General features: G+C 32.1%; 19 protein-coding genes. 3 read left to right on the top strand and 16 right to left on the bottom strand.

Features of this window, described 5'->3' with window-relative positions:
• Nucleotides 1-310 precede the first annotated feature (310 nt).
• From ptsG to ACWJJ2_RS18035, 3 genes are all read right to left on the bottom strand, one after another.
• Nucleotides 311-1,846, bottom strand: a complete 1,536-nt coding sequence (gene ptsG / locus ACWJJ2_RS18045) for a glucose-specific PTS transporter subunit IIBC (RefSeq protein ID WP_216301973.1) — start codon at nt 1,844-1,846, stop codon at nt 311-313.
• Nucleotides 1,847-2,425: 579 nt separating this feature from the next.
• On the bottom strand, nt 2,426-3,568 hold the full coding sequence (thiI, locus tag ACWJJ2_RS18040) for a tRNA uracil 4-sulfurtransferase ThiI (RefSeq protein WP_216301972.1): 1,143 nt from the start codon (nt 3,566-3,568) through the stop codon (nt 2,426-2,428).
• A gap of 25 nt (nt 3,569-3,593) precedes the next feature.
• Nucleotides 3,594-4,736, bottom strand: a complete 1,143-nt coding sequence (locus ACWJJ2_RS18035; RefSeq protein ID WP_216301971.1) for a cysteine desulfurase family protein — start codon at nt 4,734-4,736, stop codon at nt 3,594-3,596.
• 350 nt (nt 4,737-5,086) lie between these two features.
• Between ACWJJ2_RS18035 and ACWJJ2_RS18030 the strand changes: the two genes are divergently transcribed.
• Nucleotides 5,087-5,986 carry a DMT family transporter gene (locus ACWJJ2_RS18030; RefSeq protein ID WP_220319624.1) on the top strand — a complete coding sequence of 300 codons (900 nt, stop codon included), beginning with the start codon at nt 5,087-5,089 and terminating at the stop codon, nt 5,984-5,986.
• Nucleotides 5,987-6,032: 46 nt separating this feature from the next.
• On the opposite strand, the gene ACWJJ2_RS18025 is transcribed toward ACWJJ2_RS18030, so the two are convergent.
• Both ACWJJ2_RS18025 and ACWJJ2_RS18020 read right to left on the bottom strand, forming a co-directional pair.
• Entirely contained in the window at nt 6,033-6,629 is a 597-nt protein-coding gene (locus ACWJJ2_RS18025; protein ID WP_258280634.1) for a metallophosphoesterase family protein, read from the bottom strand.
• Nucleotides 6,630-6,649: 20 nt separating this feature from the next.
• Nucleotides 6,650-8,563: a BMP family ABC transporter substrate-binding protein gene (locus tag ACWJJ2_RS18020; RefSeq protein ID WP_220286051.1), complete on the bottom strand. Its 1,914-nt coding sequence runs from the start codon at nt 8,561-8,563 to the stop codon at nt 6,650-6,652.
• A gap of 225 nt (nt 8,564-8,788) precedes the next feature.
• Between ACWJJ2_RS18020 and ACWJJ2_RS18015 the strand changes: the two genes are divergently transcribed.
• Nucleotides 8,789-9,217, top strand: a complete 429-nt coding sequence (locus ACWJJ2_RS18015; protein ID WP_165411673.1) for a CBS domain-containing protein — start codon at nt 8,789-8,791, stop codon at nt 9,215-9,217.
• Between the two features lie 84 nt (nt 9,218-9,301).
• On the opposite strand, the gene nagB is transcribed toward ACWJJ2_RS18015, so the two are convergent.
• Genes nagB through ACWJJ2_RS17995 form a run of 4 tightly spaced genes read right to left on the bottom strand, consistent with a single transcriptional unit; the run spans nt 9,302 to nt 12,968 of the window.
• Nucleotides 9,302-10,027, bottom strand: a complete 726-nt coding sequence (nagB, locus tag ACWJJ2_RS18010; protein WP_220286052.1) for a glucosamine-6-phosphate deaminase — start codon at nt 10,025-10,027, stop codon at nt 9,302-9,304.
• A 32-nt stretch (nt 10,028-10,059) separates the two neighbouring features.
• A complete protein-coding gene (gene nagA / locus ACWJJ2_RS18005) occupies nt 10,060-11,223 on the bottom strand; it encodes an N-acetylglucosamine-6-phosphate deacetylase (RefSeq protein ID WP_216302041.1) in 1,164 nt (387 codons plus the stop codon).
• A gap of 34 nt (nt 11,224-11,257) precedes the next feature.
• Nucleotides 11,258-12,133 (bottom strand): N-acetylmuramic acid 6-phosphate etherase, encoded by an 876-nt coding sequence (gene murQ, locus ACWJJ2_RS18000; protein ID WP_462953639.1) that lies wholly within the window; start codon nt 12,131-12,133, stop codon nt 11,258-11,260.
• 55 nt (nt 12,134-12,188) lie between these two features.
• Complete coding sequence (locus tag ACWJJ2_RS17995; RefSeq protein ID WP_187351394.1) at nt 12,189-12,968, bottom strand: GntR family transcriptional regulator; 780 nt, start codon at nt 12,966-12,968, stop codon at nt 12,189-12,191.
• Between the two features lie 398 nt (nt 12,969-13,366).
• Here ACWJJ2_RS17995 and nagE point away from each other — a divergent pair, with 398 nt between their 5' ends.
• Entirely contained in the window at nt 13,367-14,767 is a 1,401-nt protein-coding gene (gene nagE / locus ACWJJ2_RS17990) for an N-acetylglucosamine-specific PTS transporter subunit IIBC (RefSeq protein ID WP_462953638.1), read from the top strand.
• Nucleotides 14,768-14,828: 61 nt separating this feature from the next.
• Here nagE and ACWJJ2_RS17985 read toward each other — a convergent pair whose 3' ends face one another.
• The 7 genes from ACWJJ2_RS17985 to gcvPA form a co-directional block, all read right to left on the bottom strand.
• Nucleotides 14,829-16,985, bottom strand: coding sequence for a heavy metal translocating P-type ATPase (locus ACWJJ2_RS17985; protein WP_220286054.1), 2,157 nt, complete (start codon nt 16,983-16,985; stop codon nt 14,829-14,831).
• Nucleotides 16,986-17,052: 67 nt separating this feature from the next.
• Entirely contained in the window at nt 17,053-17,415 is a 363-nt protein-coding gene (locus tag ACWJJ2_RS17980) for an ArsR/SmtB family transcription factor (protein ID WP_220319618.1), read from the bottom strand.
• Between the two features lie 175 nt (nt 17,416-17,590).
• Nucleotides 17,591-19,351 (bottom strand): bifunctional homocysteine S-methyltransferase/methylenetetrahydrofolate reductase, encoded by a 1,761-nt coding sequence (locus ACWJJ2_RS17975; RefSeq protein ID WP_216301964.1) that lies wholly within the window; start codon nt 19,349-19,351, stop codon nt 17,591-17,593.
• 83 nt (nt 19,352-19,434) lie between these two features.
• On the bottom strand, nt 19,435-20,199 hold the full coding sequence (gene surE / locus ACWJJ2_RS17970) for a 5'/3'-nucleotidase SurE (RefSeq protein ID WP_216301963.1): 765 nt from the start codon (nt 20,197-20,199) through the stop codon (nt 19,435-19,437).
• Between the two features lie 209 nt (nt 20,200-20,408).
• Nucleotides 20,409-21,809 (bottom strand): dihydrolipoyl dehydrogenase, encoded by a 1,401-nt coding sequence (gene lpdA, locus ACWJJ2_RS17965; RefSeq protein ID WP_216301962.1) that lies wholly within the window; start codon nt 21,807-21,809, stop codon nt 20,409-20,411.
• 210 nt (nt 21,810-22,019) lie between these two features.
• On the bottom strand, nt 22,020-23,474 hold the full coding sequence (gcvPB, locus tag ACWJJ2_RS17960; protein ID WP_216301961.1) for an aminomethyl-transferring glycine dehydrogenase subunit GcvPB: 1,455 nt from the start codon (nt 23,472-23,474) through the stop codon (nt 22,020-22,022).
• A complete protein-coding gene (gcvPA, locus tag ACWJJ2_RS17955) occupies nt 23,471-24,814 on the bottom strand; it encodes an aminomethyl-transferring glycine dehydrogenase subunit GcvPA (protein ID WP_216301960.1) in 1,344 nt (447 codons plus the stop codon). The genes gcvPB and gcvPA overlap by 4 nt, the downstream gene beginning before the upstream one ends.
• Nucleotide 24,815: the final 1 nt, after the last annotated feature.

Raw genomic sequence — 24,815 nt, 5'->3', positions numbered from 1 at the left:
TATTCTTTACAACTTTACCATATTTTTTTATAAATAAAAATCTTCAAATTAGTATTCTCGCAGGCTCTAGTGCATGGATCTCATATGTGGTTTTATATTCAAGATTTATTGGTGAATGCTTAATCTATAATAAAACTATATTTTCCATTAATTTGAGCTTAATGATACTAGCCTTAATATTAATATATTATCTATTAATAAACACTAGAAAGCAATACAGTTCAGTATAAGCATAAAAAAACATTAGATAAGTATATTACTTATCTAATGTTTTTTGTGTTAAAATTTATTTTTAATTGAAGTTATAATATTATTTATCTAAACCCTTAGCTATAACCTCTTTAACCTCTGTTTTTATATGCTCTGCTCTTGTTCCAAATATTGCTTGAATGCTGTCACCAACTTCAAGAACTCCCGCAGCTCCTAATTTCTTAAGTTCTGCCTTATCAACATTTTTAGCATCTACAACACTTACACGTAAGCGAGTAATGCAAGCATCTAAATTTGTTATATTTTCTTTTCCACCTAATGCTTTTAATACTAATATTGCATGTTCTTGACCTTTAAGATTAGTTTTTGTAGTACTTGTGCCTTCTTCTTCATCTACTTCACGACCTGGAGTTTTAAGATTCCATTTTCTTATAACAAAACGGAATCCGAAGTAGTAAATCACTGCTAATGCTAATCCTACAGGAATTACTAACCACCAAGCTGTTCTATTTGGAATTACACCAAATAACAAGTAATCTATAAGTCCACCTGAAAATGTCATTCCTATTTTAACATTTAAAAGCTGCATTGTCATAAATGATAATCCTGCAAATACGCAGTGAATTCCGAACAATACTGGTGCTACGAATAAGAATGAAAATTCAATTGGTTCTGTAATACCTGTTAAGAAAGAAGTTAGAGCTGCTGACCCCATAATACCAGCTATTAACACCCTTTTTTCAGGTTTTGCTTCATGAATCATTGCAAGTGCTGCTGCTGGAAGCCCAAACATCATAAATGGGAATTTACCGGCCATAAAGGTTCCTGCTGTAAATGATACTCCATCTTTTAACTGAGCCATAAAAATAGCTTGATCTCCGTTAACTACTTGACCAGCTTTGTTTATATACTCACCAAATTGATACCAAAATGGATTATAGAAAATGTGATGTAATCCAAATGGAATTAATGATCTTTCTATTACTCCAAATACGAAGGCTGATACTGTTGGATTAGCCTCAATCATACTTTTTGAGAAGACATTTAAACCATGTTGAATTGGAGGCCATACAAAACTCATTGCAATACCTATTCCAATTGCAGCTACTGCTGTAGCTATAGGTACAAATCTCTTACCTGCAAAGAATCCGAGGTAAGAAGGTAACTCAATGTTGTAATATTTTTTATATAATTGTGCCGCTACAATACCTATTATAATACCGCCAAATACTCCTGTTGAAAGTGTTGGAATTCCTAATACGTTTGCAAACTCTGGATGTGCATGACCCACTGTTAAATCTAGAGTGACTCCTGAGACAATACCTAAAGTTTTATTCATTATTAAGAACCCAACTATTGCTGCAAGTCCTGCAACTCCTTCGCCCTCGGCTAGACCTACCGCAACCCCTACTGCAAATAATAATGCAAGATTACCAAAAATAACATCGCCAGACTGTTCCATAATTTTAGCTACTAATTGGAACCAACCAGCATTAAATATCGGTGCATTTGCTAAAAATTGTTCACTTTGAAACATATTACCGAATCCAAGCAGTAACCCTGCAGCTGGTAATAGCGCTACTGGTAGCATTAAAGCTTTTCCTACCTTTTGTAAAACACCAAAAGCTTTTTTCATTTATATTCCCCTCTCTTTTGTGGCATGTATCAAAAACAAAAAACATGAGCAAAGTCATTATAATATTATAGCTTCACCTAAATGTAGCCATAATATTATAACAACTTTTGCTCATGCCTGATTGTATCAGTAACACGCAATTTTAATTATTAAATTAGTTTTCAGTGTAAACTTTTACACGATGATTCACACTCATTATCGTCTTATATATACATGATATCATGCATTATTAATTTTTTCAACATTTTTTTAACATTTTTAATAAAAATCAGCTTTTAATGTCCTCTGATCAAGTTATATTAATTTTCTATAAACTAAAAATAAGCTAACAAAGTGATAAATCATTTTGTTAGCTTATTTTTTGCAATTACATCTTTAGTTTTTTATATTACTTCTTATTTAACTGTGTTACCATTTTGATTCTTTTTCTGAGTTTTATCTTTAGTATCCTTAGAACCTGATTTTTTCTCTGTACCTTTTTTAGCTATGTTAATCACCCCTTCAATATGTGTTTATTATATTATTATTAACACTTTATTTAATTTAATACACATGATTGATTAACTAACATAAATATATTTATTTATAAATTTCCATATCCAAAATAGCCTTCTCAACTAGACTATCAATATCTAAAACTGATTCAGATTTAATTATCTCAATTAACCTTGGTTTTGTTTTTGGATGTTTAGGAACAAAAATTGTACAACAATCCTCATAAGGTAAAATAGAGGTTTCGTAAGTTTCTATTTTTCTTGACACATCTATAATATCTATTTTATCCATAGCGATCAGTGGTCTAAACACTGGTCTATCAGAAACATCATCACTTACTACAAGTCCCTCCATAGTTTGACTAGCTACCTGCCCTATGCTTTCTCCTGTAGTTACTGAATTTATGCCATATTTTTCGGCTAGAGCACACGCAAGCCTCATCATAAATCTTCTCATAATTATTGTTAATTCGTCTTCTCTACACTTTTCTATAATTTGCATCTGGATTTCAGTAAAAGGTACAACATACAAAGTCAATTTACCGGTGTATTCTTTTAAAATACTAGTTAATTGCTTTACCTTATCCTTTGCTCTTTCACTAGTATACGGATGGCTATGATAATAAACTGCATGAAGTTCTACCCCACGTCTTGCCATCATGTAGCCTGCAACAGGTGAGTCTATACCTCCTGATAACATAAGCATAGTACTACCATTCATTCCATAAGGTAATCCACCCACTGCCTTTATTCTTTTAGCATAAATGTATGCCATATTTCTTATTTCAACATTTATTGTACACTCTGGATTATGTACATCTACACTTACGTCTTCGTTATTTTGTAATATATAACCCCCTACTTTTCGACTTACGTCCATAGACCCTGGGCTAAATTTTTTGTTTGCTCTATTAGTTTCTACTTTAAAAGTTTTAGCGGCGCTTTCTATCATGTCTAAAAGTGCTTGCTTTTCAATACTCTCCATAGAAGCTTCAACCTGTGTAACTACGCAAACCTCCATTACTCCAAAAACATTTTTAACCTTCTCTATAATTCCCTCCATCATTTCTGAGTATATAAACCATCTTCCTTGATCTTCAACAAATTCGTAATTTAAGTCTCTTATAGCATTTTTTATATTGTCTTTAAGTTTTTTTTCGAATTTACCTCTGTTGAGCCCTTTTAAAAAGATTTCTGGTGCAAATTTTACTAAAATTAATTTTCTCATCTTTTGACACTCCTTCTGTAATGCATTATCTTTTGTTCATCTTTCTTAAAAACTTTAGTGATTTATTTAATTCGATTATAACATAGTCTATTTCATCCTTATTATTGCACTCTGAAAAACTAAACCGTATAGTTCCACCTTGCTCCTCTAAACTTCTTCCAAGTGCCTTTAATATTTCACTACTTTTATGATTTTTAGAAGAACATGCTGAACCTGTAGACACATATATCCCTTTTGCTTCTAATGCATGAAGTAATACTTCTCCTTTAATCCCTTTAAATGAAACACTTAATATATACGGTATAAAATGATCTTCTAGTTTGCTATTAATTATAACATCATCTAACTTAGACAGTTTTTCTATAAAATATTTCTTTACCTCTAAAACACTGTTAAAATTCTCATGTTGATTTTTGCAGCTAGTCTCTACTGCAGTTCCAAATCCCACAATTCCAGCAAGATTTTCTGTACCAGATCTTAAATTTCTTTCTTGTCCTCCCCCATTTATTAAGCTACCCGGTATAAGTCCTTTCCGTATATATGCAAATCCAATTCCGCGTGGTCCATGTATTTTATGTGCACTAGTCGATAGTAAATCAATATTACACTTTTGTACATCAATAGGAATCTTTCCGTAACTTTGTACTGCATCCACATGAAATTTAGCCCTACTACTTTTCTCTTTAATTCGTTTTCCTATAAGCTCAATATCCTGCACTACACCTACTTCGTTATTAACGTGCATTACGCTAACAATTTGAGTATTCTTATCTATACTGTCTATAAGATTTTCTATATCAATTCTACCACTTTCATCTACATCAATATAAGTAACCTTTATTCCTAAATCTTCTAACGCCTTAAATGTGTCTAATACACTTGGATGCTCTATTTTAGTAGTTATTATATTTGAAGATGTTTTAGCAAACCCCTTTATAAGAAAATTATTACTTTCACTTCCTCCTGATGTAAATATTATTTCCTCACTGCTAGCATTTATGCTACTCGCAATATTTACCCTTATCTCTCTAAGTTTTTGCTCTGCCTTAAACCCCAAACTATGTGCTGAAGATGGATTACCATAATAATTTCTCATAGTACTACATACATCCTCAATAACTGCTTCATAAGGCTTAGTAGTTGCACTGTTATCTAAATATATTTCCATGCTTTTATCTCTCTCCTCTAAATATCGTTAAAGAATCCACTAACTGTATATATTAATTCTTACTATTTCGCTCTGTTTTATTTAATTATAAATATGTTAATTATTAATGTCAATAAATAAAAAAATATCCTAGAAAGGGTGAACCTGATATGGAGCTGATGATTATAGAATGGTTTAAGAAAAAAATTGAATTATCACTTATTACGATATAATTTATAGGTTAATGCTTACTTTTATGGTAAAATAAATTTATTGGAACATATAATTTATCAACTGACATTTGAGTAATTTCACAAAATTTAAATCGCTTAACCTTAGTATTACACATACAAATTGAAGGAGTGATAACCATGAAAATTACTGACAAAAAAAAGAGTATCCTTGCCGATATGTCTTTGCTTTTAGTTGCAATTTTTTGGGGCGGTGGTTTTATAGCTGTAAAAGGTGCTTTAGATAGTCTTACACCCTTTTATATTATGGCAATGCGTTTTAGTATTTCTGCGATTATTATGCTTTTAATTTTCAGAAAGAAGGTTAAACTTATTACTAAAAATGAACTTAAGGTTGGTACTTTGGTTGGACTTCTCTTGTTTTTAGGCTTTGCTGCTCAAACTATTGGTATGAAATATACAACTGCTGGTAAAAATGCTTTTTTAACTGGAACTAATGTAGTTATTGTGCCCTTCCTTTATTGGATAATTAGCAAAAAAAAGCCAGATACATATTCATTAATATCTGCATTTTTGTGTTTTGTTGGAATAGGAATGCTAACCTTAGATGGAGGTATACGTATTGGACTGGGTGATGGTTTAACTCTATTATGTGCGGTATTTTTTGCAGCTCATATAGTTTCTGTTGGATTTTTCACTGAAAAAGTTGATGCTATATCACTTGTAATAATACAGTTAGGTGCCGCTGCAGTATTTTCAATTATAGCCGCTTTAATTTATGAACCAATGCCACAATCATTAAATTCAGATACAATATTTGCAATTAGTTATTTAGCAATTTTTAGCACAATGATTGCATTTATTATACAAAATGTAGCTCAGAAATATACCACTTCTACTCATGCTGCTATTATCTTATGTTTAGAATCTGTTTTCGGTTCTATTTTATCTGTTGTAATGCTTAATGAGATATTTACATCAAAAATGATTTTAGGATGTTTAATTATATTTGTTGCAATTATAACAACAGAAACTAAATTAAATTTCTTAAAAATCAAGAAAATATCCGCTACTCCATAAAACAAATATAAAGAGCTCATGGGCAAAACCATTGCCCATGAGCCCTTTATATTTCAATAATATGATATTTAAATGCATTTATAAGAGTGGTGGTGTTATAAATCATTTTTCTATCACCTTTCCCATAGACCAAATGCTGATGAGCGTAAAAGAAATATTTCGGAGAGTATTTATTTAAAATATCGATAAATACTTCAAATCCCTGATGACAAAGATCCTTTCCATCCCCCATACCTTTTGCAGGTGAATGGGTGACTAATATATCAAACCCTTTATTCTTCCATAAACACAATTTTAATTTCGAAACTCTTTTTTGCATTTCCTTTTGAGAATATTGAAAAGGGCCTTTATTATAGTCAATAGATCCTCCAAGGCCTAGTATTCTAATATTTTTATATACTATTATCTTATCATCAATAGGGATACATCCAGCTGGTGGTTTTTCTAAATATGATATATCATGATTACCGTTAACATAAAATACAGGTGCTTTAATCATATTCGCTAGATATTCTAAATAATCTGCTTTTAAATCTCCACATGAAATTACCATCTGAATTTCTTTAAACCTTTCACAATCAAAATGATCCCAAATGTAACTATCTTCTATATCTGAAACTAATAGAACTTTAACTTTAATCACCTACTTATCTTCTGATTATTCTACTCCTCCACCGGAAGTTTTCCTACAACATTGTCTACAAACCAGTCCATATATAACATATCCTCGTAGTTTCCTATATCACCATCATTTATCCTAAGTTGACCTTTTGTATCGTGCACCGGACCAGTAAAAGTGTGGAATCTGTTTTCAATAATTAATTCGCGCATTATAACTACTAATTTTTGAGTTTGAATTGGTACATTATGTTTTGAATATATAATATCCACAAGTCCCGAGTCCATCCCCCACCAAAAACTTACTCGTTTAGATTCAGTACTAAAAATACCTTTAAAACTACCATTTACTATATTTCTAAGTATTTTCTCATAGAACTGTCCCCAATCCCATGTAATTAAAGCATAGTTCACTTCCGGTATCCATTTATCCTCTTTTTCACTATACTTTAGTGAATATAGTCCAAAATCTCTTGACCCCTTACCTAAAGCTGTTAGGTCATTTTGCATTATGAGATCTGCACCGAGCCTTTGAAGCCCTTGAATTAATTCCTTTGAATGATTGATATCCCCTGTTTCATTAAGCCAAGAAATCATAACTTTCGCATTCGGATTTACAGTTTTAACACCTAATGAAAAAGCATTAATCCCCGTTATAACTTCTGTTTCATTATAAATATCTATATATCCTATAATATTTGATTTTGTAATAGCCCCGGCAATAAGCCCTAGTAAAAACCTTGGTTCATGAGAACGCCCAAAATAAGTACTTACATTTCTAAAAGCCTTTACGGGAGAGCAGTTAAAAAATTTAATATTGTCATACTTTAAAGCCGCCCTCAAAGTTATATTAAGATAAGATGGACATGTAGTAAATATAATGTCATAATCTTTTTCACATAACTCCCTTAATCTTTCATAACTATCACCCTCAGTTTGAAAATTATCTATAACAAAAGTTTCTATTTCACCTTCTAATTCATTTTGTGCATACAGTCTTCCTAGATTATGAACATAACTCCAACCTGATGTATCAATAGTCTTTTCAAAAATAAAAGCTACTCTTAATTTTTTATGTGGGCCTACTAAATTTGTAAATGAAGTAATAACATTTTTCCTGCGCACATCAAAAGGTTCCGTTTGGATTTCTACTGCATTGTTTCTTGAAAGTATTTTAAGTTCTCCTAAGAACTTACGAACCCTTGATTTTCTCTTTGTTTCTATGAATTCGTCTGAGATTCCATAAATTTTTATATATTTTAAAAACGCATCTCCAGTGGTAATATTTAATTTATCTCCACCTAATTCGTAAAAGGTATTTCTAAAAGGTGAATAAACATTTTTTAAAAAATGCTCGTATTTATTTGAAAATAAGTTAAGCTTCGGATTATATCCATCCAAATACTTCAAAAGCTCGGTAAAGCTACCCTCCCTGGAAAACCAAATAGCATTTATCCCAGTCTCATTATTAAAGTTCAAAAACTCATAATATATTATGTTATTTAAATCATTCTCATCCTTTTTAGGAACTAGCCTAGTAACATCGCCCTCTATCGCATAGGCATCCACGTATTTTAATACACTTACACGCTTATTTCCCTCCATAACATAAAATTCATTCATATACTCATAAATTTTTACAGGGTCAATTATTCCATCTTTAATGTGATGAGCATAGACCGCTTGCCATTTCATAGAGAATTCGCTATCAATACTAGCTAGAGGAAGAAAGTTCGTTGCAAAATCCCTACTCCTTGTATAAAAATAGGATCCTATTATTTTTTTTAATGGAATGCTTTTTATTCCTAAAGGGACTTCCGCTACTATATCTATTTTTTTTAAAATACTATCTAAGGATAATATATGGCCAGAAGCCCCTCTTGATATGTCCATGTGATATTTAACTTTAGCCAATTTGCTAGCCTTTTTATATTCTTCAACAGATGAAAAACTGATCATACACTCACTCCTTAATTTTTCCAGCTATCCATACCATTACCACAACAGCCTATTATGGTAAATATTCTTTTATATATTATAATATACCAAAATGTATTTAACAACATTTTGATAGATACTGATATGTTTAATAGATTATTAATAAATAACTCTATTAAACATGTTATAATAATATTGTAAGATATCTAACAACCCAAAATATAAATCTTTAAAGGATGGTAAAGTATGAACATAGCATTTTTTCTTACACCTAAAAGTGAACTTGTTTATGAAAAACCAAGCTCTACAATGAGGCAAGCATTAGAACGGATGGAGTACCACAGATACACATCTGTGCCCTTAATAAATGAAACAGGTAATTATGTAGGTACTTTAACAGAAGGTGATTTATTATGGAAACTAAAGAATACTCCAAATTTAAGTTTTAATGATACAAATAAAATTTTAATTGAAGATATCCCAAGGCATATCTCTAACAAAGCAGTATTAATTAGTGCAGATATAGAGAGCTTAATATCACTAGCGAAGGATCAAAACTTTGTCCCCGTTGTAGATGATAATGGTGTTTTTATAGGAATAATTAAAAGAAGTGATATAATAACTTATTGTTATAATTTATTATACGAACATAATGAATTGAAAGCTTTAATTTAATTAAAGCATAAGCATACTAGAATAAATATATAATTTAAATAAAACACCTATACTAGCTTAATATCTAGTATAGGTGTTTTACTTTTATAAATTACTAGCAGCCTTTTTATCTAAAATTATTGTTACATCATTATGAAGCTGCAGAATTGAAGCAGGCATATTAGGATTTATTTTACCTTTAACAGCTCTTTCTATAGCTTCAGCCTTATTTAAGCCGTTAGCAAGTAAAATAATTTTCTTAGAGTTCATTATTGTCTTTATTCCCATACTTATCGCTTTTACTGGTACATCCTTTCTTGATTTAAAAAACCTAGAATTAGCTTCTATTGTTTGTTCATTAAGATTAACTAAATGCGTTTCTGCCTCAAAGGTTACATCTGGTTCATTGAATCCAATATGCCCATTTCCACCTATACCAAGGATCTGCATATCTATGCCGCCAACTTCTTTTATTTTATTTTCATAGCCTCTGCATGAAGCCTCAATATCCATTGCCATACCATCAGGCACGTTAATATTTTTTACGTTTACATTTATACTATTAAACAAATTATTAATCATATAATTATAGTAGCTTTGAGGATCTTCTCTATTAATTCCATAATATTCGTCCAGGTTAAAAGTTCTGACCTCATTAAAATCTACTTCTTTTTTGTTATACAACGCAATTAATTCCTTATACATGCCAAGTGGAGTATCTCCAGTAGCTAGGCCCAATACACTATCAGGCTTTAACATAACTTGGCTTGCAATCATCAAAGCAGCTTTTTTACTCATTTCTTCATAATTATCTAAAACTAATATTCTCATATTCGCACCACCTTATAATAATACTCAAAATTTTACTTTTGAGTTTCGTAAACTATTTTGCCTTCTACTATTGTTAAAAATACATCTATATCATCATCAAAAACAACTATATCTGCATCGAATCCAGCCTCTAACCTGCCCTTTTTATTATCTATATTAATAACCTTTGCCGGAACATGCGATGCCATTGCCACTACCTCATAGATTTCTAAATCACTATGATTTAACATGTTTTTAACAGCCTTATTTAAGGTTAAAACACTACCTGCGAGTGTTCCATCCTGAAGTCTTGCAGCTCCATTTTCAACTGTTACCTTCTGTCCACCAAGCTCATAATTGCCACTCTTCATACATCCAGCTCTCATAGAATCTGTTATAAGTACCATTTTATCTTTATGTTTGATATTTATGAGCATCTTAAAAATTGCTGGATGAACATGTATTAGATCCGCTATTAGCTCGCATGTTATATCATTTGTGAAAATTGCACCTACAATTCCTGGTTTTCTATGATTTAAGGGAGTCATAGCATTGAATGTATGAGTCGCATGTGTTATGCCATCCTCAATAGCACGTACAGCCTCTTCATAACTTGCATCTGAATGACCTACTGATAATGTAATTTTAGAATTACTTTTTACTTTTTTTATAAAACTATGATTTTCATCCTTTTCTGGCGCAAGGGTTATAATTTTAATAATATCTAAATAATCCTTTATAATATCATAATTGGGCTTTATAATATTATCCGCCTTCTGAGCCCCTTTGTACTTCTCATTTATGAAAGGTCCCTCCATATGTGCCCCTAGAATCTTTGCCCCTTCATTTTCTAATGACATTGCCTGTCTAATAGCATCTAACGCACTATATATACTAATTGAGTCCATAGTCATTGTAGTAGGTAGATAAGATGTTACTCCATTTTCAGCTATTGTAGTACTTATAACCCTCAATGCCGTAGCCGTTGCATCCATGGTATCATAGCCTCCGGAGCCGTGAATATGAATATCAATAAAGCCAGGTGATACATATTTACCCTTAGCATCTATCACTAGTATTTCTTCCTTATACTCTTTTTTATACTGAAGGAAGTTATCATTATTTATAATGTCTATAATTTTTGTATCGAAAATTATTACACTATCATAAATTATTCTATCTCTCATAATAAGTTTTCCATTAACTATAGCTTTAATATTAATCACCTCATCAAATATTTGAATATAATTATTATAATGTTGCTAATGCCTTAGCTACATTTCCCTTGGTCTTTTCCAAGGCTTCTTTTGCTTTTTTAAGGGTTACATCTTTTTTAATTTTAACAATACACACTTTAGGGTCATATTCGCAGATTTCTAGATTTTTATTCACTAGGGCATCATCCACACCTGTGGCAAGCTTTACTATTTCGCGTACACGTTGTTGTAACTTTTTATTAATAGGTCGTACATTAACCATCAAGTTAGTATAAGTTTTGCCAAGTTTTATCATGGCCACAGTGCTTAACATATTTAAAACCATTTTTTGTGCAGTACCTGCTTTCATTCTAGTTGACCCTAGTATTACTTCTGATCCAACCTCTATAGCTATAGTAACTTCGCAAATATCTTTGATTTTGCCCTTTGAATTACATATAAGTGCTATAGTTTTGCAACCCATTTCTTTAGCGTATTCCATAGCGCGTACAACATAAGGGGTATTACCACTAGCTGTTACGCCGACTATTACATCTTTTTTATTTATATTTACCTTTTCTAAATCTAGAATTGCCAGTTCTGGATCATCCTCCGTATGTTCAAGCCATCCACTTATTGCCTCTTTTCCACCAGAAATAATTCCTTGAACCATAGAATCCGCGGTACCAAATGTAGGAGGACATTCTGATGCATCCATTACTCCTAATTTTCCACTTGTGCCACTACCAATATAAAAAAGCCTCCCACCATCTTCAAAGCTTTCAACTATTAGTTCCACAGCTTTCTCTATATTACTTAGCTCATTTTCAATAGCTATAGCTACTTTTTTATCCTCATCATTCACTTTCTTAAGAATTTCAAAGGTGTTCATTGTATCTAAATTAAATTTATTTTCATTATTTCCCTTCATAAAAAACCTCCTTATTTATCTATGGGGTATATGACAATTCTGGATTGTTTTCCTATTATTTTAAGTTTATTTGATATTTATACTTATCACTTCTATATATGGCTTTGGTATATTCAATTGGAGTTTCATTTTCTAAATAGGTGGTTCGCCTAAATATTAGTGCCAAAGCATCATTTTCTTGGTTAAGAAGGTTACTTTCATATTGATTTAACATTGTAGGTTCAATTGTTTGTTTCGCTTTATCCGGATGATGACCATACTTTTGACGAAAAATTTCATATAGTGATTTATCTTCAATAATTTCTTTAGTCATTCCATTAAATAAAAAATATGGAAGCCACGCTGTTTCAATTGCTACTGGTTGCTGATCACTAAATCTCAGTCTTTTAATTTCAATAATTTTATTTTCATCTTCAGGCATTTTCAGTTCAAGCTTGCATTTCTTTGTTGCGTCTATTACCTTAAAAGATAATATTTTAGTTTTTGATACCACTCCATTTTCTTGCATTTGCTCAGTAAATCCTTTGAGCCGTGATATTTCACTATTAACCTTTGCAGTAGACACAAAAGTCCCTTTTCCCTGTTCTCTATAAATTAACCCCTCATTTACTAAGGACATAATAGCCTTATTTACGGTCATTCTGCTGACCCCTTGAATTTCACACAGTTCTCTTTCTGTTGGAATTGATTCCCCTGGCTTTAAAACTTCATTTTCTATCATTTCCTGTAATATTTCTTTTATTTGATAATGAAGTGGTATAGGGTTATCCTTCGAAATTTTTCTCAAATTTTTCCCTCCTTGATTAATAATATTTTTTGGTAAATTAGTGCACATATGCAATTTATATGTTATTATGTTGTTATGTTGTATATACCAATTATATTTCAAATTTGTTTTTTTTACAACCTATTTGAAACAACAAATTACAATTTAGTATTAATAGCTATCTGATTCGATTATAGAGTCCATAGAAAATAGTTTAGATTTATAATGCATATTCTCTTTTATTCCTCTATTGTAAACCTTTAACGATTTTTTTATCATGTATATCATGGTGTTAGATTTCTTAAATATTCTTAGTACTGAGTAATACTTAATAATATCTTTTCACCTATATTAATAAATATCACTGCATTTATCCCTATAATTTAATCATGTAACATGCCATGAAACCCACAGGGAGGATAAGAATTAATAATTTTTATCTAATCCAAAAACGAGGAGGTAATAAAATGTCTAAAAACAACAAATTTTCATCAAATCTTCAAAAACTTGGAAAAGCTATGATGACGCCAATTGCAGTTATGCCTGCAGCCGGATTACTATTAAGATTAGGGGCTCCAGATATATTTAATATTGCATGGATGTTCGCTGCCGGAAATGCTATTTTTGGCCATCTTCCTATGATTTTTGCAATTGGTATAGCTATAGGTCTTGCAGATGATAACAATGGAGTTGCAGGTCTTGCAGCTGCAGTTGGCTACTTTGTATTAACTGACGTTGCTGTCACTTTTAATTCTAAGATAGATATGGGTGTACTAGCAGGTATTATCGTTGGTATATTATCCGGTTACCTATACAACAAGTATAAGAGTATAAGGGTTCCAGATTTCTTAGGTTTCTTCGGTGGTAAACGTTTCGTTCCAATTATAACATCCTTTTACACTTTAATTATAGGTGTGGGCGCTGGTTATATCTGGCCTCATATTCAAGATATTATTAATAATGCAGGTAATTCTATTGCTCACTCTGGCTCTATAGGCGCCTTCTTATATGGAGTCCTAAATAGATTGCTTATTCCCTTTGGATTACACCATGTTATGAACACACTTATTTGGGTACAGTTTGGTACCTTTACGGATGCTGCTGGCAAGGTCGTTACAGGAGACCTTACTAGATTTTTTGCACAAGACCCAACTGCCGGGACATTTATGACAGGCTTTTTCCCAATTATGATGTTTGGTCTTCCTGCTGCATGTCTTGCAATGATAGCTACAGCTAAAAAAGAAAATAGAAAAGCTGTAACTGGAATGCTTCTTGGTATTGCTTTTACTGCTTTCCTAACTGGTATTACAGAACCAATTGAATTCTTATTCATGTTCATTGCACCAGCACTATATTTAATGCATGCTATATTAACGGGAGCAGCTTTTGCTTTAACTTCTGCTTTAGGCGTTAAATCTGGTTTCACTTTCTCTGCAGGTATACTTGACTATGTTCTAAGCTTTGGAATCGCGAGCAAGCCAATACTTTTAATAATAATAGGTTTAATATTCGGTGTTATTTATTTCTTTGTTTTCTACTTCTCTATTAAGAAGTTCGACTTAAAGACTCCAGGTAGAGGAGATGATGAAACCTCTCCTGCACTTGCTAAACTAAATACTTCTGAGTTAGGTCTTAGAGCTATTAGTATGTTAGAGGCTATTGGAGGCAAAGCAAATATAAAGACTATAGATGCTTGTATTACACGAGTAAGGTTATCTATTAAAGACAATGCTCTTATTGATGAACCTAGATTAAAGCAGCTTGGGGCTACTGCTGTTATGAAAATCGGAAACAATAACTACCAGATTATTGTTGGTACCATTGCTGATCCACTAGTAACTCAAATGAAAATTGCTATGACACGATAGTCCTTAATCACATAAAAAAGGTTAACAAGAACTTTTCGTTCTTGTTAACCTTTTACTATTTTTAGCTATTAACCTTCATTGCTCTCATTGAATTTAACACTGCAATTAAAGCGACTCCTACATCACCAAAAACAGCTTCCCACATAGTTGAAATTCCGAAAACTGCCAATGTTAAAATAACTGCTTTTACACTTAGTGCAAAGATAATATTTTGCATAACAATTGTTTTTGTTCTTTTAGCAATTTTTATAGCTTCAGCAATTTTTGATGGTTCATCTGTCATTATTACTATATCTGCCGCCTCTATTGCAGCATCAGAACCTACACCACCCATTGCAATCCCAATATCTGCTCTTGCGAGCACCGGCGCATCATTAATTCCATCTCCTACAAATACTATCTTCCCTTTAGGTGATTTTTCTTTTTGAAGCAATTCTAACTTTTCTACCTTCTCGTGTGGAAGAAGTTCTGAGTAAACTTCATCTACACCAAGTATTTTTCCAATACTCGTCGCTATATCTTTATTGTCACCAGTAAGCATTACTATTTTTTTAACACCCATAGATTTCAAATCGACTATTGCTTGAATAGAGTCTTCTTTTATCTCATCTGAAATTATAATACTACCTGCATATTTCTTGTCTATAGCTACATATATTATTGTGCCTACATTTCCAGCTTTATTATAGGAAATTTTCTCACTATCCATTAACTTTGAATTACCAGCTAACACATGTTTCCCTTTAACTTTAGCCCTAATACCTTTTCCAGCTATTTCTTCGACGCCTTCAATATCTTCACTACGTATATCTTTGCCATAAGCTTTTATTATAGATGTAGCAATAGGATGATTAGAATTGCTTTCTGCATGAGCTGCATACTCTAATAATTCATCCCTACTTATCTCACCTTCTGTATGCATCTGCGTAACCACAAATACTCCTTTAGTTAGTGTTCCTGTCTTATCAAAAATTACTACTTCAACGCTATTTAATGCCTCCAAGTAATTTCCACCTTTAACCAAAATACCATTTTTAGATGCACCACCTATTCCTCCAAAAAATCCAAGTGGAATAGATATTACGAGTGCACAAGGGCAAGATACTACTAAAAATACCAATGCTTTATATATCCATTGTGAGAAAGTAGCACCAGGTATTAAAAGGGGTGGAAGTATTGCTAGTGCTGTTGCACTTATAACTACAATCGGTGTGTAATATCTTGCAAATTTAGTTATAAAATTTTCAGTTGGTGCTTTTTTGCTGCTAGCATTTTGCACTAAATCCAAAATTTTTGCAAGGGTTGATTCTCCAAATTCTTTCGCAACCTCTATAGTTAATAATCCATTTTTATTTATGCACCCTGCCAAAATTTCATCGCCGCTTTTAACTTCTCTTGGAACTGATTCACCAGTTAATGCCGCTGTATCTACTAATGATTTTCCTTCTATAACAATACCATCTAATGGCACTTTTTCTCCGGGCTTTACTATTATAATATCCCCAATGTGTACTTCCTCTGGATCTACCTTTACAATTTCATCTTTAATTTTTTTATTTGCATAATCTGGCCTTATATCCATAAGCGCAGATATAGATTTTCTTGATTTATTTACAGCGATATCTTGGAAAAATTCTCCTACTTGATAAAAAAGCATAACCCCAACGCCTTCTGAAAATTGTCCAATAGAAAATGCTCCTACTGTAGCGAGTGCCATTAAGAAATTCTCATCAAATAATTGTCCTCTTAATATATTTTTCACTGCAACTATTAGGACGTCTCCACCAATTAATAAATAACTTATGAGGAATAACGCAAATTCAATTAAATAATCTAATTTAAACAAAACTGCTACGATGAAAATTACTACACCTACAGAGAACCGTATAATTTTATTTTTATTAGTTCCTTCTTCCCCGTGATCATGGTTATGATCATGGTTATGGCTATGACCCTTTTCCTCATGCTTAAATGTTTTTACTTGTTTTACTATAAATTTAACACCAGGTTCTATTCTTTTAACTATTTTTTTTGCATCATCTATAACACTTATTATTTTTTCTTCACTTTGAAATTGAATTACTAAGCTTTTAGTGACAAAATTTATATTTGCATCTAATACTCCATCTATCTTTTTACATTGAGCTTCAATTTTGTTTGCACAATTAGCACAACCTAGACCTTCTAAAATGAATTCTCTTTTTATTATAGTACTCATTTTCTCCCCCACTTTCAAAGTTTTTATTTGCTTTTATATTATAAATTTTTCTTTATGTAATAGAGTATTATCTAAGTTCCTTTATGTGTATAAGTCCTTGGTCAAAAATTTGTTTAACATGCTGATCATCTAAAGAATAGTAGACAACCTTTCCCTCACGTCTATACTTAACAAGTCTAGCATTTTTAAGCACACGAAGTTGATGAGAAATAGCTGATTGAGTCATATTAAGAAGAGCAGCTATATCACAAACACACATTTCAGTTTCAAATAACACACAAAGAATTTTAATTCTCGTACCATCTCCAAAAACTTTGAAAAGCTCTGCTAAGTCATATAACGTTTCCTCACGTGGTATTGATTTTCTTACTTTTTCTACTACATCTTCATGCATATTAGAACATGTACAAACCTCTATGTTTTTTCCCATTTATTCCACCCCTTTCATATGAACACATGAATCATTGTTCATATGTTTATTATATGTTACCAATTAATACTTGTCAACATTCCTGGGAAATAATAGTTCATTAGTTTTATAAAATTTGTAATCAAAAAATTAAAACCCTAATCATGTATTTATTCATGATTGGAGTTTTAATTTATTAATTATTAATAGTGCTTATATTCTTAATAATATCAGTAATAATATCAATTCTTTTAAACGGTGTAATAAGATAATATCCATCTACATAAGGGTAGATTTCTTCCGCTATTTCAGTAGATATTTTAATTGCAAGAACCCTAGCTTCTTCTTTTGAAATGTCCTTATATAGTTCTATAATTTCCTCAGAAACGCTTATTCCAGAAATTTCATTGTTCATAAAGCAAGCATTCTTATAGCTTACAATCGGAATAATTCCACCTAATATCTTAGCAGGTAATTCACTACGTGCCCGTTTTAAATTTTCTACTGCCTGCTTTGTTAAAATTGGCTGTGTTAAAAACATAGTTACTCCACTTTCAATTTTCTTTTTTGCGTGTAATAGTTGGCTACTAAAATTAATAGCATTTACGTTTAAAGCACCACAAATATTAAAAGGTGATGAAAATGTTATATCATTTAGATTGGTTATATAGTTAGCAAGTATTGCAGAATTAAAACTAAACATCCCCTTAACCTCGTCACGCTGGGCTGAGGGTATAGGGTCACCTGTTACCACTAAAACGTTATTTACCCCCTCAATATTTAAGCCTAGAAGTAATGCCTTTGTAGCATTAATATTTCTATCGCGACATGTCATATGTGGAATTGTTGTGATGTCGAGTTCTCTTTTCAACTTACAAGCGAGTAGACTACTATCTACCCTTACTCTTGCAATAGGACAATCTGCAATGGTTATTGCATCAACTCCATTCTCTTTAAGACTCTTAGCACTATTCATAAAAAATTCAATTCCTGTATCAAGTGGTGGGTCTAATTCTACCGCAATAATTTTTTTCCCAATTCTGATTTTTTCCAGGAGAAGGTTTTTAACAATTAATTTCTCAATTTTAACTTTTCCAGTTTTACTCGGAACAATTTCGCGTGTTGATAAACCTTTTATTTTTGCAACAGTTTCCCTTATAAATTCTGGAGTTGTACCGCAACAACCACCAATAATAGCCACACCTTGCTTTGCTATTTCTAGCATTTGCACAGCAAAATATTCTTTAGTATTATTAAAAAACGTACGATTATTTATTATTGTTGGATACCCTGAGTTTGGCATAACAGAAATAGTTTTATTTTCTATATTAAGAGTTTTAATATATTGAAGTAAGTGATATGGCCCAGAAAAGCAGTTGAATCCACAGGCATCAATAGTTGGTATTTGCGAAACTTTCTCTATAAATTTTTCACCATTTATTCCAAGTCTTGTAAACCCTTCTGGTGAAACCGCAAGTTCCATCAAAATATATGTATTTGGATTTTTCTCCTTAATATACCTTGAAATCTCAGCAAGATATTCATCACTGCTAAAAGTTTCAAATATAAAATATGTTGCACCGAGATCTAAAAACAAATCTACTATTTCTTTGTATGCCTCCCATAAATCCATCATTTCTAAAAATGGTATTGGCCCAATATCGGCAAAAACTAAAACCTCAGTACCCTTTGTGGCTTCCCTTGCTATCTCATAACCTTTTACAATAACCTCTTTAACCGTATCGAAATTACTTTCAAGGCTAATTTTATTTGCTCCAAATGTATTGGTTTTAATTGCCTTACAACCAGCATTTATATATTCCTTATGTATATTTAGTATGGTATTTTTATCATAAATATTTGCAAGTTCACATTTGGATAATGGATTTTCACAAACACTTGCGTAATATGTCCCCATTGCGCCATCAAAAATTAATGGTTTTTCTTTAATATTCATAAATTCCCCCACTGAAGTTTTCTCTTTGTTACAGTATAGAACTCTCACTTATATAAGTTGGAGACTTTCCTTCTGAAATGTCGTTAAAACCATTTGCGTGTTTCATCTAACATTTTAAAATTAGTTAAATCATAATGAAGTGGAGTTACAGTAACATACCCCTCTTTAAAATATATTGTGTCAGAATCATCCTCATGAATATCTATTACCTCACCCTTAATTTCATATTGAGTTTCATTATTTTCTCCAATAGTTTCTATATAACGGTTGTTATACAATCTACTTCCAATTTTACATACTTTAATTCCTTTTATTTCATTATCCCTTAGCATAGGAATATTCACATTTAATACAATATCATTCTTAATGTTATTCTCAATAGCCTTAAGCAATATCTTTCCAGCATATTTAGCTGCCATTTCATAATTTTCAATATTTCGCTTAATTTCCATAGAAACCGCCATAGCTGGTATTTTATAAATAGTTGCTTCTATAGCTGCAGAAACTGTACCGGAATATAAGACATCAGTACCTAAATTTAATCCTTTATTGATTCCGGATACTACCATATCTATTTTACAATCACTTTTACTATCAATGAGCTTATTAATTGCTATTTTTACACAATCTGCTGGTGTTCCATCTACGCTATAAGCTTTTGATTTTAACCCTTCAATTTTTGTTTCTCTAACAATAAGTGGCCTTGTAAGGGTTATGGAATGTCCGCAAGCGCTTTTTTCATTATATGGTGCTACAATAATTACTTCATGATTTTTTTCGAGTTCTTTAGCTAAAGCATATAACCCCTTTGCATTTATACCATCATCGTTTGTAAGCAATAATCTCATTTTCATCCCTCCCATTATTCACTATTTTAAAATTTCAAATAGTATATGTATATATATTATAGCAAAATATGGTTCAACAGGATACAAAACGTCCAAATATAATTCTAATTGCATAGCATTTAAATATTATTTGTAAGAAAGCTTTAAAATACAAAGATAGTCCAAGGGAGTAATTAAAATTACTCTCTTGAACTATCTTTATGTTTCTTCTATCTTTTTTTAGCAGGTACCATATGAATAGCTTCACCTTTTAACCCTAACACTGCTTCTTCAAAAGCTTCAGATAGTGTTGGATGAGCATGTATCATGCTAGCGATGTTTGAAACATTCATATTATTATTTATAGCCATAGCCCCTTCATGAATTAAATCCGATGCATGAGGTCCCATTATATGCACTCCAATGATTATATCCTCAAGCGTTGCTATAACCTTTACTAATCCTTCTCCTTCACCTAGTGCTAATGCCTTGCCATTAGCTCCAAATAAAAATTTACTTGTTTTATACTCCATTCCCTTTTTTTTGGCTTCGTTTTCTGTTATGCCTACGCAAGCTATCTCTGGAAATGCAAAAATACAACTTGGTATTATTTCACTAGAATAAGGAGCAATATAACCCATAATTCTCTCAACCACTTTTTTACCTTGATGCGTTGCTGCATGAGCAAGCATACTTATTCCATTCACATCACCAATAGCATAAATACCTGGAATGTTAGTTTCATAATTTTCATCTACCACAATAGCTCTTCTATTAAGCGATATACCCAAATTCTCAATATTAAGCCCTTCAGTCATAGGCGTTCTACCAACGGATACCAATACATTATCTGCCGTAAACACAATTTCTCCTTTTTTCCCATCGGCAGTTACAATTAGCTGTTCATTAGATTTTTCAATACTAATTACCTTTGTGTTGATACTCATATCTATACCTTTTCTTTTAAGTGAAACACTCAATCTCTTTGTTAAATCAGTATCCACTTGAGCAAGAATACTTGGCAAGAACTCTATAACAGTTACCTTTGATCCTAATGCATTAAATATACCTGCAAACTCCACACCTATAACACCGCCGCCTATAATTGCTAATTTATTAGGCACTTCTTTAAATTCTAATATATTTTCACTAGTAAATACTCCTGGTAGATCTATACCCGGTATATTAGGTATTAATGGAATAGACCCAGTTGCTATAATTATATTTTTCGTTATTATTTCTCTTAATTCTCCATTCTTAAGAGAGATAGAAACTGTATTTTTATCTTTCAAACAAGCTGTCCCTAAAATTACATCTATATTATTTGACTTTAATAATTGTTCTACCCCGTTCACTAGTTGATTAACTATTTTGTCTTTTCTATTTTGAATTTCTTCTACGCTAAAACTGTAACTATCTACCACGATTCCAAATTCATTAATATTCTTTAAAGTATTTAAAATTTCAGCATTTCTATATAGCGCCTTTGTAGGAATACATCCTCTATTTAAACATGTTCCACCAAGCTCACCTTTTTCTACAATACAAACCTTAGCACCCAGCTGAGCTGCACGAATAGCAGCAACATATCCCCCAGGGCCTCCCCCAATTATAACTATATCCTTCTCCATCACTGCTCCTCCTCCTATAAATCAGTATAACTTCGGAATATCTTAACGACATTTCAGAAGGAAAGTCTCCCACTTCTATAAGTGGGGTTACTTGCCCCAACAAATAGAAAACTTCAGCGGGAGTATAAATCTCCTTCTGAAGTCGTTAATACATCTTCTACGAAGATGTTACAGCTCCGCAGGAGATGATTTAACTATCCCGAAGTTATATTAATTAGTATATTTTAAAACTGGATATCTAGCAGCTCGAACTTCATCAAGCCTTCTAACAAGAGTATCATATGGAGCATCCTTTAGTAGCTGTGGATCTTCTATTGCTTCTTCTGAAATATTTATCATAGCTTCAATAAAATCATCCATAGTTTCAAGACTTTCCGTTTCCGTAGGTTCTATCATAATTGCATTTTCTACAATTGTTGGAAAATATATTGTAGGCGGATGATATCCATAATCTAGAAGTCTCTTGGCAATATCTAATGTAGTTACCTCACTTGGTCCCTGCTTTAAACCTCCTAAAACAAATTCATGCTTGCAAACTCTATCAATTGGTAAATAATAATAGTTCTTTAGTTTGCTTTTCATATAATTTGCATTAAGCACTGCCATTTCACTTGCCTTCTTTAGTCCCTCAGCGCCCATTGAAAGTATATAAGAATATGCTTTAACAAGTACTCCGAAGTTCCCATAGAAACTCTTTACCTTTCCAATAGATAGTGGTTTATCATAATTAAGAACAAATTTTTCTTCTATTTTTTCTATTATTGGGACAGGCAAATATTGTATAAGTTCTTTTTTAACTCCTACTGGTCCGCTTCCCGGTCCACCACCACCATGTGGGGTAGAAAATGTTTTATGAAGATTCATATGGACAACGTCAAATCCCATATCTCCTGGTCTTGCTATACCCATAATGGCATTTAAATTTGCTCCATCATAATATACGAGCCCACCAGCTTCATGTACTAGATTTGTTATTTCTTTAATATTCTCATCAAATAAACCTAAAGTGTTTGGATTTGTTAGCATTAATCCCGCTATTTCATCGTTTAATACAGATTTCAAACTATCTAAGTCTACACTACCTTTTTCATTAGATTTAACTTCTACAATTTCAAAGCCTGCCACACTTGCACTGGCTGGGTTAGTTCCGTGAGCTGAATCTGGAACTATAATCTTTTTTCTTTTAAAATCCCCTTTATTTTCATGGAAGGCTTTTATAATCATAAGTCCAGTAAGCTCTCCATGGGCCCCTGCTGCAGGTTGAAGTGAAACCTGATCCATTCCGGATATCTCAGCTAATTTTTCACTAAGTTCATACATTAATTGTAAGGAACCTTGTACCGTTTTTACACTTTGATATGGATGGATCTGAGTAAATGAGGTCATAGACGCCATATCTTCGTTAATTTTCGGATTATATTTCATAGTACACGAACCTAAAGGATAAAAGCCAGTATCTACCCCGTAATTCTTATTAGACAATAGAGTGAAATGTCTTATAACATCTACTTCACTTACTTCCGGAAGGGATATGTCTTTTTTGCTTAGCAAATGCTCAGGTATCATTTCGCTAATATCGATACTCTCTACATCACAACAAGGTAACGTATATCCTCGTCTTCCTTCTTTTGAGATTTCAAATATTAATTTATTATACTGTTTCATTTTATCCCCTCCATTGCAGTTATTAGCTCACAAATTTCTGGTTTTGTTCTTTTTTCTGTTACACAGAATAGTAGAGCATTTTTATGGTCAGGGTAATTTTTCTCTATATCATATCCACCAATTATATTATTTTCTAATAATTTATCGTTAATAATACTAGCCCTTTCCTGTCCCTGAATTACGAACTCCTTAAAGAAAGGTTTATTAAATACTGGCTCGTATTTTTCTAATTTAATTATTTCATTAAAAGCATAGTGCGCCTTTTGAGTGCTTTGATATGCCACTTCTTTTAATCCCTGTTTTCCCATAGTTGTAAGATAAATTGCAGCAGTTAATGCATTTAAAGCTTGATTTGAACATATATTAGAAGTCGCTTTTTCGCGTCTTATATGTTGTTCCCTAGCTTGAAGCGTTAATACAAAGGCTCTTTTTCCATCTACGTCGATGGTCTGACCTACAATCCTTCCTGGCATTTTTCTCATAAGTTTTTTCGTCGTTGCCATGAATCCCAAATAAGGTCCTCCAAAGTTCATTGCATTTCCAAGTGATTGGCCTTCCCCTACCACAATATCTGCTCCTATTTCTCCTGGAGTTTTTAATATGGCAAGAGATATAGGATCTACGCTCATTATTAGAATAGCTTTATTATCATGAGTAATTTTTTCAACCGACCTCATATCTTCAATTATTCCAAAGAAATTAGGGTTTTGAACTATAACTCCTGCCACACTGCTATCTACAAGTTCTTTTAATTTTAGAGTATCAGTAACTCCTTCCTTCTCATCTACTTCTATTAGTTCTAATCCCTTAAATTTTGCATAGGTATGAACGACTTTTCTAATTTCTGGATGTACTGTTTTAGATACAATTATAGATTTTCTTTTTGTATGCTCAGCAGCCATAAAAGCAGCTTCAGCGCAACTCGTAGCACCATCATACATAGATGCATTCGCAACATCTAGTCCGGTCAAACTGCATATTAATGTTTGATATTCAAAAATAGCCTGAAGAGTACCTTGGCTTATCTCTGGTTGATAAGGTGTATATGATGTATAAAATTCTGATCTTGAAACTATATGCTTTATTATAGAAGGTATATAATGATCGTAAACTCCAGCTCCTAAAAAACAAACTAACTCTTCAGCGCTTTTATTTTTATTACAAAGTGATTTTACGTGTTTTTGTACTTCCAGTTCTGACATGGGTGAATTTATATTTAGATCTCTATTTAATTTAAGGTCCTCTGGTATGTCTTTAAACAGTTCCTGTACAGACTCCGCACCCACACTTTTTAACATTACCTTTTCGTCTTCTAAAGTATTAGGTATATAAGGAAACATC

The organism is Clostridium sp. CM039 (assembly GCF_055081075.1).
This window is presented reverse-complemented; position numbering and strand designations above follow the sequence as displayed.

Coding starts and splice junctions, on each gene's coding strand:
- murQ (WP_462953639.1), bottom strand. CDS start 12,133: ATGAAGGGAAATAATGAAAATAAATTTAATTTAGATACAATGAACACC.
- ACWJJ2_RS17980 (WP_220319618.1), bottom strand. CDS start 17,415: ATGGGAAAAAACATAGAGGTTTGTACATGTTCTAATATGCATGAAGAT.
- ACWJJ2_RS18035 (WP_216301971.1), bottom strand. CDS start 4,736: ATGGAAATATATTTAGATAACAGTGCAACTACTAAGCCTTATGAAGCA.
- gcvPB (WP_216301961.1), bottom strand. CDS start 23,474: ATGAAACAGTATAATAAATTAATATTTGAAATCTCAAAAGAAGGAAGA.
- surE (WP_216301963.1), bottom strand. CDS start 20,199: ATGAGATTATTGCTTACAAACGATGATGGTATAAATGCAAAGGGGTTA.
- gcvPA (WP_216301960.1), bottom strand. CDS start 24,814: ATGTTTCCTTATATACCTAATACTTTAGAAGACGAAAAGGTAATGTTA.
- nagE (WP_462953638.1), top strand. CDS start 13,367: ATGTCTAAAAACAACAAATTTTCATCAAATCTTCAAAAACTTGGAAAA.
- ptsG (WP_216301973.1), bottom strand. CDS start 1,846: ATGAAAAAAGCTTTTGGTGTTTTACAAAAGGTAGGAAAAGCTTTAATG.
- ACWJJ2_RS17975 (WP_216301964.1), bottom strand. CDS start 19,351: ATGAATATTAAAGAAAAACCATTAATTTTTGATGGCGCAATGGGGACA.
- ACWJJ2_RS18015 (WP_165411673.1), top strand. CDS start 8,789: ATGAACATAGCATTTTTTCTTACACCTAAAAGTGAACTTGTTTATGAA.
- thiI (WP_216301972.1), bottom strand. CDS start 3,568: ATGAGAAAATTAATTTTAGTAAAATTTGCACCAGAAATCTTTTTAAAA.
- lpdA (WP_216301962.1), bottom strand. CDS start 21,809: ATGGAGAAGGATATAGTTATAATTGGGGGAGGCCCTGGGGGATATGTT.
- ACWJJ2_RS18030 (WP_220319624.1), top strand. CDS start 5,087: ATGAAAATTACTGACAAAAAAAAGAGTATCCTTGCCGATATGTCTTTG.
- ACWJJ2_RS18020 (WP_220286051.1), bottom strand. CDS start 8,563: ATGATCAGTTTTTCATCTGTTGAAGAATATAAAAAGGCTAGCAAATTG.
- ACWJJ2_RS17995 (WP_187351394.1), bottom strand. CDS start 12,968: ATGTGCACTAATTTACCAAAAAATATTATTAATCAAGGAGGGAAAAAT.
- ACWJJ2_RS17985 (WP_220286054.1), bottom strand. CDS start 16,985: ATGAGTACTATAATAAAAAGAGAATTCATTTTAGAAGGTCTAGGTTGT.
- nagB (WP_220286052.1), bottom strand. CDS start 10,027: ATGAGAATATTAGTTTTAGATAATTATGAAGAAATGAGTAAAAAAGCT.